General features: G+C 44.1%; 13 protein-coding genes. 5 read left to right on the top strand and 8 right to left on the bottom strand.

Going from position 1 to position 14,978, the window contains the following annotated elements; translation table 11 throughout:
• Positions 1-6: 6 nt before the first annotated feature.
• Entirely contained in the window at positions 7-948 is a 942-nt protein-coding gene (gene trxB / locus FSB73_RS18345) for a thioredoxin-disulfide reductase (RefSeq protein WP_146785504.1), read from the bottom strand.
• A gap of 402 nt (positions 949-1,350) precedes the next feature.
• On the opposite strand from trxB, the gene FSB73_RS18340 reads away from it, so the two are divergent.
• Entirely contained in the window at positions 1,351-2,247 is an 897-nt protein-coding gene (locus tag FSB73_RS18340; protein WP_225974152.1) for an aldo/keto reductase, read from the top strand.
• 130 nt (positions 2,248-2,377) lie between these two features.
• On the opposite strand, the gene FSB73_RS18335 is transcribed toward FSB73_RS18340, so the two are convergent.
• The 7 genes from FSB73_RS18335 to porV form a co-directional block, all read right to left on the bottom strand.
• Positions 2,378-3,106, bottom strand: a complete 729-nt coding sequence (locus tag FSB73_RS18335; protein WP_146785501.1) for a hypothetical protein — start codon at positions 3,104-3,106, stop codon at positions 2,378-2,380.
• Positions 3,107-3,252: 146 nt separating this feature from the next.
• Positions 3,253-4,227 (bottom strand): deoxyhypusine synthase family protein, encoded by a 975-nt coding sequence (locus FSB73_RS18330; protein WP_146785499.1) that lies wholly within the window; start codon positions 4,225-4,227, stop codon positions 3,253-3,255.
• A gap of 144 nt (positions 4,228-4,371) precedes the next feature.
• The gene (locus FSB73_RS18325; RefSeq protein WP_146785496.1) at positions 4,372-5,901 is read right to left on the bottom strand and encodes a murein hydrolase activator EnvC family protein; all 1,530 of its coding nucleotides are present in this window, start codon (positions 5,899-5,901) and stop codon (positions 4,372-4,374) included.
• A 72-nt stretch (positions 5,902-5,973) separates the two neighbouring features.
• A complete protein-coding gene (locus tag FSB73_RS18320) occupies positions 5,974-6,822 on the bottom strand; it encodes a DUF4292 domain-containing protein (RefSeq protein ID WP_146785493.1) in 849 nt (282 codons plus the stop codon).
• A 14-nt stretch (positions 6,823-6,836) separates the two neighbouring features.
• Positions 6,837-7,358 (bottom strand): dUTP diphosphatase, encoded by a 522-nt coding sequence (dut, locus tag FSB73_RS18315; protein ID WP_225974151.1) that lies wholly within the window; start codon positions 7,356-7,358, stop codon positions 6,837-6,839.
• A 235-nt stretch (positions 7,359-7,593) separates the two neighbouring features.
• Positions 7,594-8,073, bottom strand: coding sequence for a 2-C-methyl-D-erythritol 2,4-cyclodiphosphate synthase (gene ispF / locus FSB73_RS18310; protein ID WP_146785490.1), 480 nt, complete (start codon positions 8,071-8,073; stop codon positions 7,594-7,596).
• A gap of 198 nt (positions 8,074-8,271) precedes the next feature.
• Positions 8,272-9,408 (bottom strand): type IX secretion system outer membrane channel protein PorV, encoded by a 1,137-nt coding sequence (gene porV / locus FSB73_RS18305; protein ID WP_146785487.1) that lies wholly within the window; start codon positions 9,406-9,408, stop codon positions 8,272-8,274.
• Between the two features lie 181 nt (positions 9,409-9,589).
• On the opposite strand from porV, the gene FSB73_RS18300 reads away from it, so the two are divergent.
• The 4 genes from FSB73_RS18300 to FSB73_RS18290 all read left to right on the top strand — a co-directional run bounded on the left by FSB73_RS18300 (position 9,590) and on the right by FSB73_RS18290 (position 14,890).
• Entirely contained in the window at positions 9,590-10,465 is an 876-nt protein-coding gene (locus FSB73_RS18300; protein ID WP_262712384.1) for a quinone-dependent dihydroorotate dehydrogenase, read from the top strand.
• On the top strand, positions 10,462-10,632 hold the full coding sequence (locus FSB73_RS26960) for a hypothetical protein (protein WP_262712383.1): 171 nt from the start codon (positions 10,462-10,464) through the stop codon (positions 10,630-10,632). Before FSB73_RS18300 ends, FSB73_RS26960 begins: the two co-directional genes overlap by 4 nt.
• Positions 10,633-10,697: 65 nt before the next feature.
• Positions 10,698-11,891: a carbamoyl phosphate synthase preATP-grasp domain-containing protein gene (locus tag FSB73_RS18295; RefSeq protein WP_146785483.1), complete on the top strand. Its 1,194-nt coding sequence runs from the start codon at positions 10,698-10,700 to the stop codon at positions 11,889-11,891.
• Between the two features lie 632 nt (positions 11,892-12,523).
• Positions 12,524-14,890, top strand: coding sequence for a glycoside hydrolase family 3 N-terminal domain-containing protein (locus tag FSB73_RS18290; protein WP_158639602.1), 2,367 nt, complete (start codon positions 12,524-12,526; stop codon positions 14,888-14,890).
• The last annotated feature ends 88 nt before the right edge of the window (positions 14,891-14,978 follow it).

Below are 14,978 nucleotides of genomic sequence, written 5' to 3'. Positions count from 1 at the left end.
TACCCCTTAGGCCAGACCTTTTTCAGTCAGGTAACGCTCTGCATCCAGGGCAGCCATACAACCGCTCCCTGCCGCAGTAACAGCCTGACGATAGATTTTATCCTGCACATCCCCTGCGGCAAATACGCCTTCCACATTGGTTTTTGAACTGCCGGGAATGGTTTTGATATAACCCGCATCATCCATGTCTACAAAATCTTTAAAAATAGCGCTATTAGGCTGATGCCCAATGGCCACAAAAAAGGCACTTACCGGAATTTCCTGCGTGTCTCCAGTCTGGCTATTTTTTATCCGGACTGCTTCTACTTTTTTGTCCCCTAAGACTTCCTCCGTTTCGCTGTTCCAGTATATTTTTATATTGGCTGTATTTTTTACCCGGTCCTGCATCACTTTACTGGCGCGCATTCCGTCCTCGGGTTTTCTGACAATCATATGTACGGAGGAGGCCAGTTTTGACAAATACACCGCTTCCTCACAGGCGGTATCGCCTGCGCCCACAATAGCCACCTCTTTACCTCTGAAGAAAAACCCGTCACAAACAGCGCAGGCACTGACGCCATAACCATTTAAACGCTGTTCGCTTTCCAGATTCAGCCATTTGGCAGAAGCGCCCGTTGAAATAATCACTGTATCTGCTTCAATCCAGTCTTTCTCGTCCACCTGAACTTTATGTACCGGACCAGTAAAGTCCACCTTAGTGGCCAGACCATAGCGGATATCTGTACCCATCTTTTTTGCCTGATTTTCAAAATCAACCATCATTTCAGGACCCTGGATGCCATCCGGGTAGCCTGGATAATTTTCCACCTCTGTGGTAATGGTTAACTGGCCACCCGGCTGAATACCCTGATACAAAACAGGCTTCATACCAGCACGTGCTGCATATATAGCAGCCGTATACCCTGCCGGACCGGAACCAATAATCAGACAATGTACTTTTTCACTCATTAATTTATCGTTTTATCTAAATGAATCGTAAATATATGGAAGTTCAATAATTCTTCCTAATTGCATCATTATATTCCAGATGGCTAATTCATAACACTTTAGCAACATCCATCTTATAATGAATGGGTGCAAAGATAATACCTTTTTACAGATCAAACCCCATAACCTGCCATCAGCAGTAACTATCCTAAAATACAGTTCAAAAAGAGAAATCCCCCTTTTAACATAGACGCTTCGTGAGCCAATAGACAAAGCAAGATTGAGCTTTTAAACAAAGCGTTACTGGTCTGATTGCAGGATCTTTGCTGGGCAAATGGCAAAACAATTATAAAACCTTCTCATTCACAATCTTTATCTCAATGCTAATCTCAATGCTAATCTCAACCTTTAACAAACATTACCATGGAAAAAATTAAAATAGGAAGCGCAGGTCCGCTTATTGGAAAATTAGGCTTAGGCTGTATGCGGATGTCTCCGGTATGGAACAACCCCGGCAAATCAGAAAAAGAAAGTATCGCTGCCATCCATTACGCACTGGATCACGGCGTTCAGTTTCTAAATACAGGCGATTTTTACGGCGCGGGCCACAATGAGTTACTCGTGGGCAAGGCCATTAAAGACCGCAGAGATCAGGCCTTTATCAGTGTTAAGTTCGGTGCTGTATTTGATGGTGCTTTACTAGGCTTTGATCTTAGACCAACATCTATTAGTAATTTCATCAATTACTCCCTGGTCAGATTGGGTGTGGATTATATTGATCTTTACCAACCCTGCCGCATTGATGATCAGCATCTTTTGGAAGATATTGTGGGTACCATCCAGGATTTGATACATGCTGGCAAAGTCCGCCACCTGGGCCTCTCAGAAATCACCCCCCAGCAATTAAAACAGGCACATGCCATTCAACCGGTGGCAGCGCTTGAATACGGCTATTCACTGGCCAACCGGCAACTGGAAAAAGAACTGTTACCACTAGCAGAAAAATTGGGTATTTCCGTTGTGGCCTTTGCCATTACCGCTGAAGGCTTGTTAACCGGTCAGCTGAAAGCACCTTTGGAGGCAAATGACCACAGAAACCGATTCAGCTGTTTTCAGGGAGAAAATCTTAAACATAACCTGGAAAAAGTGGCTTTACTCGCTGATATGGCAGCAGGTAAAAACTGTACGGTGGCACAGCTTGCTATTGGATGGGTCAATGCCCAAAGCAAAAACATCATGCCCCTTATCAGTATGAATACCCCCAAAGAATTAGGGAGACCTTACAGGCGATGGATATTCAATTCACCCAGGACGAACTGACTTTACTAAATAAAGAATTTAATGCGGGCGCAATTTGGGGAGCAACCTACCTGCAAAGATAAAATAGCGGGCATCCAGACATAAAAACAAATGTGTTTATAGGGTGGGGGACTTCCTTATTCTTGACGGGCTATAGACTGGCCGCCTTATTGCCTTTATCTTTGCCTATATCGAGATCCCCATTTTTATTATTATTTTCCTTTGGATCTGACGCTTTATTATTACCATTCTTACCGGAACTGTCTTTATCAGGTCTGGTAGGGGCAGATTGTTCAGTATCAATATTTTTAACCTTTTTCTGAGGCGAAGCAGATGGGGTAGGCGTTAAAGGTTCTACTTTGACGGCGCCGGTTGATTTCACCGGTTTTTTTTCTCCAAGGTCATCATCATCTTCAGCCGCCGCAATATCAAACTCCTTTTTCAACCGCAGCAATTCTGCTTTATATTGATGTAGCGTAATCTTGTTTTGTTTATACAGGTCCCAGATCTTCTGCACCCGGATATTATAGGCGCTGATGCGATTGGTATTTTTAAGCTGCACAAATTCATCGGCAATATCTACCGGCTCTTCGGGTAATTTTTCTGGACTGGAAGCCGGCAAAGGCCCTTTGGCTCCAGGGCCATTTCCCAAATTATCAGGTCCTTCAGGATTATTTGGGTCTTCTGGGTTGTCATCATCTTCTGCTTGTCTGGACGCCTCTACCAGATAGTTTGCCAGTACCTGTAAGGGTTCTTTTATTTCCCGGAGCTCGCGCCTGATGATTTTTTTTAAGAGCTCCCGCACCATAAAATAAAGGATCACCAAAAAGATCAGTCCGAGTAGTATTTCCAGGATTATAAATTGAACCGTTACGTACATAATATCTGTATTTGTTGCAACTAAAGATAAGCCTTTATTCTACTATTTGATATTGTAAACCTGATAATTTCTCTAAAATCAAAATAGCCACTGGTTTTTTAAGATAAACCGGTGGCTATTTTCCGTAGAAAAAATACAATTTTCAATTACTGGCCTAAAATCCAGGCAAAGATCAGGGGTGCAACTATGGTCGCATCACTTTCTACTATATATTTAGGGGTATTTACATCAAGTTTACCCCAGGTAATTTTCTCATTAGGAACCGCCCCGGAATAAGACCCATAGGAAGTCGTACTGTCAGAGATCTGACAGAAATAGCTCCAGAAAGGCACATCTTCCCATTCCAGGTCCTGGTACATCATCGGTACTACGCAGATCGGAAAATCCCCTGCGATACCACCGCCAATCTGGAAAAAGCCTACACCTTTACCACCACTGTTGGCCCGATACCACTCGGTCAGATAGATCATGTATTCAATACCGGTTTTAACGGTATGGACATTCAACTGTTTTTTGATGACATAACTGGTAAAGATATTACCCGTCGTGCTGTCCTCCCATCCCGGAACAATAATGGGGATATTTTTTTCAGCTGCGGCCAAAATCCAGCTATTTTTCGGATCAATCTCATAATAAGGTTCCAATACGCCGCTGAGTACCACCTGATATAAAAATTCATGTGGAAAATAGCGTTCCCCTTTGGCCTCGGCTGCTTTCCAGACATCCAATAGATGGGCCTGCAGGCGCCGGAAAGCTTCTTCTTCCGGAATACAGGTATCGGTTACTCTATTGTAATGATTATCCAATAAATCCCTTTCCTGTTCAGGAGTCAGATCCCGGTATTCAGGGACTCTTTTATAATGGGAGTGTGCGACCAGGTTCATTACATCTTCTTCCAGGTTGGCCCCTGTACAACTGATAATAGCAATTTTATCCTGGCGGATCATCTCTGCCAGGGAAATACCCAGCTCTGCCGTACTCATGGCACCTGCCAGAGAAACCAGCATTTTACCACCTTCCAACAGGTGTTTTTCATATCCTTTGGCAGCATCCATCAGCGCTGCTGCATTGAAATGTCTGTAATGGTGTTCGATAAATGTAGAAATCGGACCTCTGTTCATATCGATATTGTTTAAAATTTTATACTTACTTGTTTTATTAGCGAATAACCTTATGTGTCAGCTATCCGTAGATTTTTGATTGGCTTTGCGCCCTGCAAATTTAAGGCTATTTCTGCTTTATTTTTACGTAGCTGAATAACAGTGCTACCGGTTCATAATCCAGGTCATTGGATTGAGTGGGTTACCCTGAGAGTCAGTGACCATAAAGAAAACTGTAGGTACCCCTGACATGCCAGTTGCCATATGACCTAAGATTGTACCGGCTTTAACCTCGTCACCTTTTTGAACGGCCACATCTTTTAAATTACTATAGGTTGTAAAATATTTACCATGACGCACAATGACCGCATAGGTCTCATCACTGATAACAACCGATACGGTACCAGAAGCCACTGATTTTACTGTAATATTACCACCGGTAGCCGTAATCTCAATGCCATCATTGACCTCTTTCAGGGTGGTTCCAGGTATTGACTGCACCCCATAGGCACCAGAAATAAAGCCGCCAGTTACCGGCCAGGGGAGATGCCCTCTGTTCTTTTCAAAATCCAGGGATTGCGTAAGGGTCTTTTCAGTAGACTCTAATACATTATAAGACCTGCCAATGCGTTGCGCATCCACATCAGATTTCTGTTCTTCTCTAAGTTTAGTTGGCCCAGCGTTATCACTACCTGATTTATCTGCATTACTACTTGCATTATTATCCGCCACCTGGCCCTGATTTGCTGGCGCATCTGCCTGTGCGGTTTTTTGATCGGTCTTCTGAGATCCAGCCGGCGGATTGTTTTGCCGGGCAGCCTGGGCGGCGGCAGCCGCCTTTTGTCTTGCCAGCGCTTCCTGTCTTGCTTTGACTATTTTTTGTTGTTCAGCAATCCGCTCACGCCGGGCTTCCTCTTCCTTAGCCTTGGCGATCCTGGCCTGTCTTTCTCTTTCCTTTCTTTCAGCTTCCTGAATTTCCCGGCGGATGACTTGTCGCAGTACTTCCTGTAACTTTCTTCTTTTAACAGCATTGGCGGCAATCTCTTTGCCGATTTCGCCTTCTCTGGATTTCAGATCCAAAATAGCACTGTCCTTTTCATTGCGGTCAGACTGTAAGGCGGCCAGTTGATTATTTTGCTGTCCTGCAGCGATCCTTTTATCTGATTTAGTACTTTCAAGTTTGGCAATATTTGCTCTGAGCACCGCCTGGGCCTTTTTAATATTGTCTGCCTGGGTCTCCCGGTAAGCCCGGTAACTTTTTAAGTAAGCCACCCTTCTAATCGCTTCATTAAAAGAATTTGCCGAGAACAGAAAATTAATATAATTATATTTACCCCGGTTTTTATAGGCAAACACCAGACTCTGGGCGTATTTAGTCGTCAGGGTATCGAGCGCTTTTTTATTGGCATCCACCTCTCCGTTATATTTGGTAATCTTGCGGTTCAAATCCTCCATCTCTTCATTGATGGACTCAATTAACGCGTGACGTGCTTTGATTTTCTTTTCCAGTAAATTGAGCTCCCTGAGGGACAACTTTCTTGTCTGACGCACCTGAGAAAGCGTTTCATTTAGATTATCCAGTTCCTTTTGCAGACTTTTTTGTTCCTGCTGGATTTCGTTCCTTGTTTGTTGCCCATAACTATACACCCAGGAGGTGCTACAAAGTATGATGCATACAAACAATTTTTTCAACATAATGCTTATTTTTTCTGCTACTTATTTGATTGATATACTAAAACTTAAAGTTAATCAACTCAAGGGATATTCCTATAACTCCTTATAATTTTTAGGAATACTGAAAGGAAAACTTAAGGGCTGGTTAAGTAAAACCTCCTTAAACTGCAATTTGATATCCGTGGTTTTTTTGTCCTGTAGTTTGATTTTGCGATCCATAGCCATCAAAATGGAATCTACCGTTTCATAATTGCCATAAGTCAAAGTGCAACTGCGTTTTATACCTGCTGCGTCTTGTTCAATTTTATTGCTTTTCAAAAGCAATTTATGGGGACTGCTGACCACCCCTAAAAAATTCTTAAAGACTTCTCCCTGAAGCGCCACATACCACCTGTTGCGGTTATGGCGGTAGGAGCGTACCACACCCTTAGTAAATAAAGGATTGCCCAAAATGATATTTTGCATATCCTGAAAACTGATCGGCATTTTGGCAATCTGCTCCAGATAACTGATCGGCCTTCGGGTCACGGTATGTTTTAGTTTATCCATCAATACCAAAGAATCAGGCCGGATCATGATGCGGTAACCTTCAATCGCAAAAGGTCCGGTAAGCGATACCCAGATCACACTGTCTTTTTTCAGCCGGATACTGGCAGAAGCGCTGGCACTATTGTCCTGGGTGCTATAATCCAGTTTTAATTTAGCTTTAAGCGTGGTAAAATGCTTAATCTGCTGGCTATCCAGCCCACCCAGCACCCGGTGCAGGCTGTCCAGTTCATCGCTTTGCATGCCAGGCGTCACTTTAACGACCCGGGAAGAGTCATTTTGCTGCAGCTTTTTTTGAATATGCTGCGCCTTTTTGGAAGTGGAGCAAGACAGCATTAAAACCGCACAAAATACGGCTGCGCTGTAAAAGGTGCCGGAAAAAATACGTTTTATCATGTATTATATATAGGTTATTGTTGGGCGGCAGCTGTCCTTGCTTTTAATAAGACAAGTATTAAGTACAGCCACCAGTTTTTATTAATTTTTACCGGTATGCCCAAATCCACCGGCCCGCGCAGGGTTTCAGAAAGCCCGTCGGTCTCTAGCCACTGTATCTGCTCCACCTGTTGAATGACCATTTGCGCAATTCGGTCACCTGGTTGTATGGTCTGGGCTTCACCAGAAAGATTGACCAGGATTACTTTAATTTCACCTCTGTAATCCGCATCAATGGTTCCAGGTGTATTTAGACAAGTCAGCCCTTGTTTTACCGCAAGGCCGCTTCTGGGCCGAATCTGCGCCTCATAACCAAGCGGCAACTCAATAAAGATACCGGTGGGCACCAGCTGCCTTTCAAGTGAAGCCAGCGTAACCGGCTCAGTTATGTTTGCCCTGAGATCCATGCCTGAAGATCCTTCCGTAGCATAGGCCGGCAATGCAAAGGCTGACTGATTAACAATAGGTATGGTCATCTTTTCTTTTGGACTACTCATATAAATTATTTATTAAATATTATTATATTAAAAATAGGGCCTTCCTCCACATATCTTTTCACATATCCCTTCCTATATTCAGGTGCCCGTTTCCCGATCGATCCTAATTCGCCCTGCGAAAATACTTGATTCAAAAACAATACCGGGTAAAATGCACCAAGTTAAATGCCCCGCTATAATGCATTTGTTTTTTCCACAGAACTATACCGTAATCCCCTAATGGGCATAATACCTACTATACTGTTTCAAGCAGCGCCACCGCATGGGCGGATAATCCCTCTTCTCTACCCACAAAGCCCATGGTTTCCATGGTAGTTGCTTTGATAGATACTCCATCTACGGGTAATTCCAAAATATTTGCGATGACTTCCCTCATGGCATTTACATAAGGCTTGATTTTAGGCTTTTCTAAAAGCAGGGTAGCGTCAATATTAACGACCCGGTAGCCTTTGGTCTTGATTAACTGATAACTACGCATGAGCAGAATCTTAGAATCAATATCCTTAAATTCAGCACTGGTATCTGGAAAATGCGTGCCGATATCACCCAGGGCAAGGGCGCCTAAAATGGCGTCACAGATGGCATGTAAAAGCACATCTGCATCACTGTGACCCAATCCGCCTTTTTCATGTTCAATTTTAATTCCACCAATCCAAAGATCCCTGCCCGTCACTAACTGATGAAAATCAATGCCCTGTCCGATTCTAATCCCCATATTTTGTATTTTCTCTGATTACCTTATTATATAGTACTATATAGTCCTTTACAAATTGCGCTAAAAATAACAACTTTTAGCACTTTAGTTAGGGACTGTGCATAAAAAAAGCGAAGGTAACCTTCGCTTTTCAAATTCCCGCCTTTTGTCCCCACAATATCCACGGCGACACATGGCAGTTATCCTACCCAAATAAATTTAATAATTCTTCGTCTGCCCCAGATCGAAAACCAGGGAGAAACGAAGCGTATTGGACAGCGGATTGCGGTTTACACTGCTGCCAGAAGGTGCTAAATATGCAAAATTAAAATTAATGACATTGTATTTAATCCCTGCACCGGCCGTAAAATAATGACGGTCACCGGCACCGGCTGATTCCAGGTAATAACCTGCTCTTAAGAAGAACTGATCATTATAGCCATATTCAGCACCTAGTGATCCGGAGTAAGCGCTGTTGGAAAATGATTTACCCCAGCTTTCAAAAACACCGGTATTATAATAATCCGCCAATTGCTGTTGATCCACATCTTCTGTTCCGATAAGATCCGGGGTTTTAGGCACCAGCATATGGTTTACATCCAGGGCAAAGGTCAGTTTATTATCCTCATCCAGTACTGCATGATAAGCACCGCCCAATCCCAGATTGGCTGGAATAAACTGTTTGGCATCCGGATCATTGGTATAACTGATCTTGGTTCCCAGATTAGATAAGGTTAGACCAGCGGTCAAACCTTGACCTGCTTCATCCAGACCGTTATAATAACCAGATAGATCCACCGCAAATGCACTACCGGATTTCATATCATTATCTTCCGTTCCATTACCCAGGCTGGAATTGATATATCGTGCTGTCAGACCAATACCGAACTGTTCGCTCAGTTTACGGGAGTAACCAAACTCTACGGAGAATTCTTTTGGATTTGAGCTACCCTGTAATTGCCCGGTTTCATCAGCAAACTGGATGCTACCCAGGTTAAAATAGCGCACGCCTCCACTAATAGCCTGCTGATCATCAATCTTATAAAAGCCACCTAAAGTGACTAAATATACGTCACTGGCCACATCTTTCAGCCAAGGCGTATAAGTAACGCCAATCTGGCCATTGGAAGTAGCAAAAGGAACTTTGGCGTTATTCCAGAAAGTCGCATTGGCATCTGGAGACAAGGCAATGCCCGCTTCTCCCATTGCACCTGCGCGGGCATCGGGAGAAATTCTTAAAAACGGCGTAGCAGTCGTAACAATGTTAATAGGGGTGTTGGTCTGCGCCTCGGCCATAAGACCCGTTCCCAATAAAGCACTAGCCAGTATGGCTGATTTTTTCCAGTTGAATCTCATATTTAGATTTCTTATAACTTAATATATTTATGGTATGCTTCTAAGCTGTGGGCATCCATAGTTTTATGATAAACGCTAGTAATGGTTTGATTATTATCTAAGTGGAACAATTTTTTAGATTTAAGCCGCTATCAGGGTACAAAAAATACAAATAACCCCTGGTCTGATTTATATTTGCGCCATGATTTACCCGATTTTACGTAAGGCATTTTTCAAAATGGCGCCAGAAAAAGCCCATTATTTTGCCATGAACCGCTTGAAAAATATCTGCGGGCTGCCAGGTGGCAGGGCACTAGTCAGTGCCCTTTGTGCCCATCAGGACCCAAAACTGAAAACCAGCGTATTTGGTATCGACTTTAGAAATCCAATTGGACTGGGTGCCGGCTTTGACAAGAACGCCCTATATCTAAGAGAATTGGAAGCCTTAGGATTTGGCAGTGTTGAAATCGGGACCGTGACCCCAAAAGGACAACCGGGTAATCCGCAGCCCAGACTTTTCAGACTCCCTGCCGATCAGGCACTGATTAACCGCATGGGTTTTAATAATGACGGTGCGCCGGCCGTTCGCGAAAGGCTGGAAAACTGGCGGGAAAAACACGACCTTAAAAATGGCTTTATCATCGGTGGCAATATCGGTAAAAACAAGATCACCGAAAATGAGGATGCCTGGAAAGACTACCTGAGTTGTTTTAAAACACTTTTTGAAGCAGTTGATTATTTTACCGTCAATGTGAGCTCTCCCAATACCCCTGGGCTCAGAGCGCTCCAGGAAAAAGACAGCCTTCGTAGAATCTTTACAGAAATTCAAACAGTTAACCAGGGCAAAAACACACCCAAACCGGTACTACTAAAAATAGCGCCGGATCTAAATGAACACCAGTTAGCTGACATCCTGCAGCTCGCAACAGAAATTAATTTGAGTGGCATTGTGGCCACCAATACAACGATTAGTAGAGCAGGGCTTAAGACCCCGGAAGCCACCGTAACGTCAATGGGCGCCGGCGGCCTAAGCGGCCGCCCGGTCAAGGCCCGCGCCACAGAGGTGATGGAATTTTGATTCAAGGTTTACCTGCGTCCACGCCTGTAATCGCGTCAGGCGGCATTTTTACCCCCAGCGATGCGCAAAGCAGACTCAAAGCCGGTGCACGGCTGGTGCAAGTCTGGACAGGCTTTATTTATGAAGGGCCAGCGATTGCCGGCAAGATTTGTAAACAACTTGGCTAAATTTTTAGGCCTTAGCTTTCCCACTTTGGTTATGATTTCCTACCTTTGCGCAATTCCTAAAAAATATGAATCATACAATCTCATCCAACGAATCCATTCCCTCCGCTAAAAAGAAAATCATCGTATTGGGCAGCGGTCCCAATAGAATCGGACAAGGAATAGAATTTGACTATTGTTGTGTACATGGTCTGCTCGCTATCAAAGAATGTGGTTATGAAGCCATTATGGTGAACTGCAATCCAGAAACCGTTTCTACTGACTTTGATATCGCGGACAAGCTGTATTTTGAACCTGTATTCTGGGAGCATCTCTGGGAAATTATTGAGTTAGAAAAACCAGAAGGTGTCATTGTCCAACTGGGTGGACAGACAGCGCTTAAACTCGCCAAAAAACTCCACGAAAAAGGGATCCGTATTTTCGGGACTTCCTTTGATAACATGGACATCGCCGAAGACCGTGGCCGGTTCAGCGACCTGCTCAAAGAGCTGGAAATTCCTTATCCACAGTATGGTACCGCATTCAATGCTGAGGAGGCTATTGAGGTGGCACAAAAAGTAGGCTTCCCGGTACTCGTAAGGCCCAGTTACGTATTAGGCGGACAACGGATGCGCATTGTCTTAAATGATGAAGACCTGGAAAATGCAGTGGTCAGCCTACTTAAGCATATCCCGGACAATAAAATCCTGATTGACCACTTTTTAGACCGTTGTCAGGAAGCAGAAATTGACGGCATTTTCGATGGAGAAGATTTTCACGTTATGGGGGTAATGGAGCACATTGAACCCGCTGGTATCCATTCCGGCGATAGTAATGCAGTGCTGCCGGCCTTTAACCTGACGCCACTGGAAGTAACCACCATGGAACATTACGGGGAAAAGATCGCCCGTGCTTTAGATATACGCGGCCTGATCAATATCCAGTTTGCAATCAAAGATGGTACCGTCTATGTCATTGAAGCCAACCCAAGAGCCAGTAGAACCACGCCATTTATCGCCAAGGCTTACGGCGTACCGTTTTTAAATATTGCCACCAAAGTCATGTTGGGTGCGAATATGCTAAAAGACTTTAAGATCGAGAAAAAACTGGACGGTTTTGCCATCAAAGAACCCGTGTTTAGTTTCAATAAGTTTCCACATGTCAATAAGGAATTAGGACCGGAAATGAAGAGTACCGGCGAGGCTATCCGCTTTATTAAAGATCTGCGGGATCCTTATTTCAGGAAGCTATACAAGGAAAGAAGCATGCACTTGAGCAAATAAAACGGGGCGGGACGAAGTCAGAATCGAGATAAAAAATTAAAGGTAATTTTTACAAATGATTTCGTTTTGTTTCGATGTTTGGCACAGTATTTGAAAAAATAGTGAACAGAAACGCACAAAAAAATGCGCTCTTTTAAATAAGCTAAATAGCAATAAAAAAATAACAATAAAAAACAAAGAGATCAGGATCATAAAGACGTATAAAGTAAGTATATAAGGTATAAAATGTCTACTCCTGATTCAAAATATATTTAAATTTTCTCATAAGCAGTTAGTTTTGGTTGCGGCCCCTATTTCCATAGGGGCTTATTTTTTGCCCCTAACGCTCCATTATTTTTTGTCAAGGACCCACTTCCCCTAACATCCAAAAATTGTACATTAATTCCCTAACTTTACCCTTTGTGTAGTAGCCACTTCGACATTCAGGTTTTTGCATATGGCTAAATTATAATAACGGTCGGAATAGTTAACTGCTCACAGTTTTTTTCTTTATTTAAATAATACTATTTCAATTATATATGCAGTCTACTTGTAAATTTAATTTAAATGCTGCTTGCAGAAAACCAAGGCATTTAAACATGGCTAAATCTGGATCAGTTGCCCTTTTAACTTTACTAATAATAACATTGGTAATGGCAAGCACAGCGTTAAAGGCCCAGGCGTATAAAGACGCCACCTTATCTCCCTATAAGCGCAGTGTGGATTTACTGAGCCGAATGAACACTGCTGAAAAAATTGGCCAACTCGCTACTTTATTTGGCTGGGAAATGTACCAGAAACATGAAGGGAGTGGCATTATACAGCTATCCGATAAACTTAAATCCGCCATCGATTCCGGTCATATCGGTATGCTCTGGGGGACGCTCAGAGCAGATCCCTGGACCCAGAAAACCCTGGAAAACGGCCTGAATCCCAAGGATGCTATTACCGCGACCAATAAAATCCAGCATTATGCCATCACGCATAGCAGGCTCGGTATACCGTTACTGCTGGCAGAGGAATGCGCGCATGGCCTGATGGCCATCGGCAGCACCGTTTTTCCAACGGCCATTGGCCAGGCCAGCACCTGGGATCCTAAGTTGATCCGGCAGATGGCCACAGCGATTGCTAAGGAGACCCGCGTGCTGGGAAGCCATATTGCTTACGGTCCCATATTAGACCTGGCCAGAGATCCAAGGTGGTCCAGAGTAGAAGAGACATATGGCGAGGACAGCTACCTGGTAAGCAAAATGGGGGAGGCCTTTGTCCGTGGCTTGCAGGGGAGCGGTGCATATAGTCAGGCAAAGGACAGTCTGCACGTCATTTCCACGCTAAAGCATTTTATTGCCTATGGCATCCCCTCAGGTGGTCACAACGGCGGCCCGGCTGTCACCAGCAACCGAATGCTTTTTGATGATTATCTGCCTCCCTTTAAGTCTGCGATTACTAAGGCCGGCGCCTTATCGGTAATGACTGCCTATAACTCCATTGATGGCGTACCCTGCACTGCTAATGAAGCCTTACTCAAAGATCTGTTGAAAAACCAGTGGGGATTTAATGGATTTGTTGTTTCTGATCTGGGCAGTATCAGCGGTATATATAATAGCAGCCATACAGCAGCAGGCCCCACCCAGGCAGCGGCCGCCGCCTTGCAGGCCGGCGTGGACAGTGATCTGGGTGGCTATGGCTATGGTAAATACCTGGACAGTGCCCTTCAGAAGGGTTTGATTTCAATGGGGGATCTGGATAGTGCTACTGTAAGGATACTTAATTTAAAATTTGCCCTGGGATTGTTTGAGCATCCCTACAGATCAGTTAACGGGGCAAGTCTGGTTCACAACAAAATCCACCAACAATTAAATCAACAAGTAGCTACCCAGTCCATCGTGTTACTCAAAAAAAAGCTGCTGCCGTTAAGCCCTGACATTAAATCAATTGCCGTTATCGGCCCCAATAGTGACAATACCTATAATCAGCTGGGTGATTACACCGCACCACAAGATCCCGCAAGCGTTACCACAGTTTTGGAAGGTATCAAAGCATTAGTGGGCAAAAATACAACCCTTAGATACGCCAAGGGCTGCGCCATCCGGGACAGTTCAAGTGCCGGTTTTACAGCCGCCATTGATGCGGCTAAGGCCTCGGAAGTGGTGGTCGTCGTACTGGGCGGCTCCAGTGCAAGGGATTTTAAAACCGAGTATAAATCCACGGGTGCTGCCATTGCCACGCAGAACACCATAAGTGATATGGAAAACGGGGAGGGCAATGACAGAAGTACTTTAAAACTTCTGGGCAGACAATCTGAACTGCTGGCAAAGCTCGCTGCAACCGGCAAACCTATTATCCTTGTACTTATTAACGGACGACCAGTAGCCTTTGAAAAAGAGGCTGATATGGCGGGTGATATTCTGGAGGCCTGGTATCCGGGCGCCGAAGGTGGTAAAGCCATTGCACGGATTATTTTTGGCAAAGTAAGTCCCAGTGGCAGACTGCCCATTTCCATACCGCGCTCGGTAGGGCAACTGCCTGTTTATTACAGCCAACCCAAAGGATCAGGCGGTCATTACGTGGAAGGCCCCGGCCAGCCTTTATATCCATTTGGTTACGGACTGAGTTATGGCAGTTTTGAATACAGCGATTTAAAAGTCAGTAAAACAGAAAACAACCAGGATGTATTGCTAGATGTTTCCTTTAAAGTTACCAATACCAGTAAACGCTTCGCTTCAACAGATATACAGCAACTTTATATAACAGATCAAACCAGCTCCGTCGTTACACCCATACGCCATCTTGTGGGTTTTAGCCGCTGTTATCTAAAACCGGGTCAGTCCGTTACACAGCGTATAAAGCTGGATAAAACAGCGCTTAGCTTATGGAACCTAAAGGGGCAACAGGTGGTAGAGCCTGGTAATTTTATACTGGCTTTATCAAAATTTGCCGGCGATCCGGACGCCTTAAAAGCGCAGGTGGAAGTACATACCGGGTACTTACTCGACATGCAACCTATTGAAAGAAAATAACATGAATATAATAATAGGGGCAAAAAGGAGCCAAAAACGGGAGCCATTTTAAAAAAAAATGTTATTTTCGATCCCTAATCGTTTAGAA

It is taken from the genome of Arachidicoccus ginsenosidivorans, assembly GCF_007971385.1.
Lineage (GTDB): Bacteria > Bacteroidota > Bacteroidia > Chitinophagales > Chitinophagaceae > Arachidicoccus > Arachidicoccus ginsenosidivorans.
This window is presented reverse-complemented; position numbering and strand designations above follow the sequence as displayed.

Excerpts from the sequence above, each read along its gene's own strand:
- trxB (WP_146785504.1), bottom strand. The coding sequence starts at position 948 with ATGAGTGAAAAAGTACATTGTCTGATTATTGGTTCCGGTCCGGCAGGG.
- FSB73_RS18340 (WP_225974152.1), top strand. The coding sequence starts at position 1,351 with ATGGAAAAAATTAAAATAGGAAGCGCAGGTCCGCTTATTGGAAAATTA.
- FSB73_RS18335 (WP_146785501.1), bottom strand. The coding sequence starts at position 3,106 with ATGTACGTAACGGTTCAATTTATAATCCTGGAAATACTACTCGGACTG.
- FSB73_RS18330 (WP_146785499.1), bottom strand. The coding sequence starts at position 4,227 with ATGAACAGAGGTCCGATTTCTACATTTATCGAACACCATTACAGACAT.
- FSB73_RS18325 (WP_146785496.1), bottom strand. The coding sequence starts at position 5,901 with ATGTTGAAAAAATTGTTTGTATGCATCATACTTTGTAGCACCTCCTGG.
- FSB73_RS18320 (WP_146785493.1), bottom strand. The coding sequence starts at position 6,822 with ATGATAAAACGTATTTTTTCCGGCACCTTTTACAGCGCAGCCGTATTT.
- dut (WP_225974151.1), bottom strand. The coding sequence starts at position 7,358 with ATGAGTAGTCCAAAAGAAAAGATGACCATACCTATTGTTAATCAGTCA.
- ispF (WP_146785490.1), bottom strand. The coding sequence starts at position 8,073 with ATGGGGATTAGAATCGGACAGGGCATTGATTTTCATCAGTTAGTGACG.
- porV (WP_146785487.1), bottom strand. The coding sequence starts at position 9,408 with ATGAGATTCAACTGGAAAAAATCAGCCATACTGGCTAGTGCTTTATTG.
- FSB73_RS18300 (WP_262712384.1), top strand. The coding sequence starts at position 9,590 with ATGATTTACCCGATTTTACGTAAGGCATTTTTCAAAATGGCGCCAGAA.
- FSB73_RS18295 (WP_146785483.1), top strand. The coding sequence starts at position 10,698 with ATGAATCATACAATCTCATCCAACGAATCCATTCCCTCCGCTAAAAAG.
- FSB73_RS18290 (WP_158639602.1), top strand. The coding sequence starts at position 12,524 with ATGGCAAGCACAGCGTTAAAGGCCCAGGCGTATAAAGACGCCACCTTA.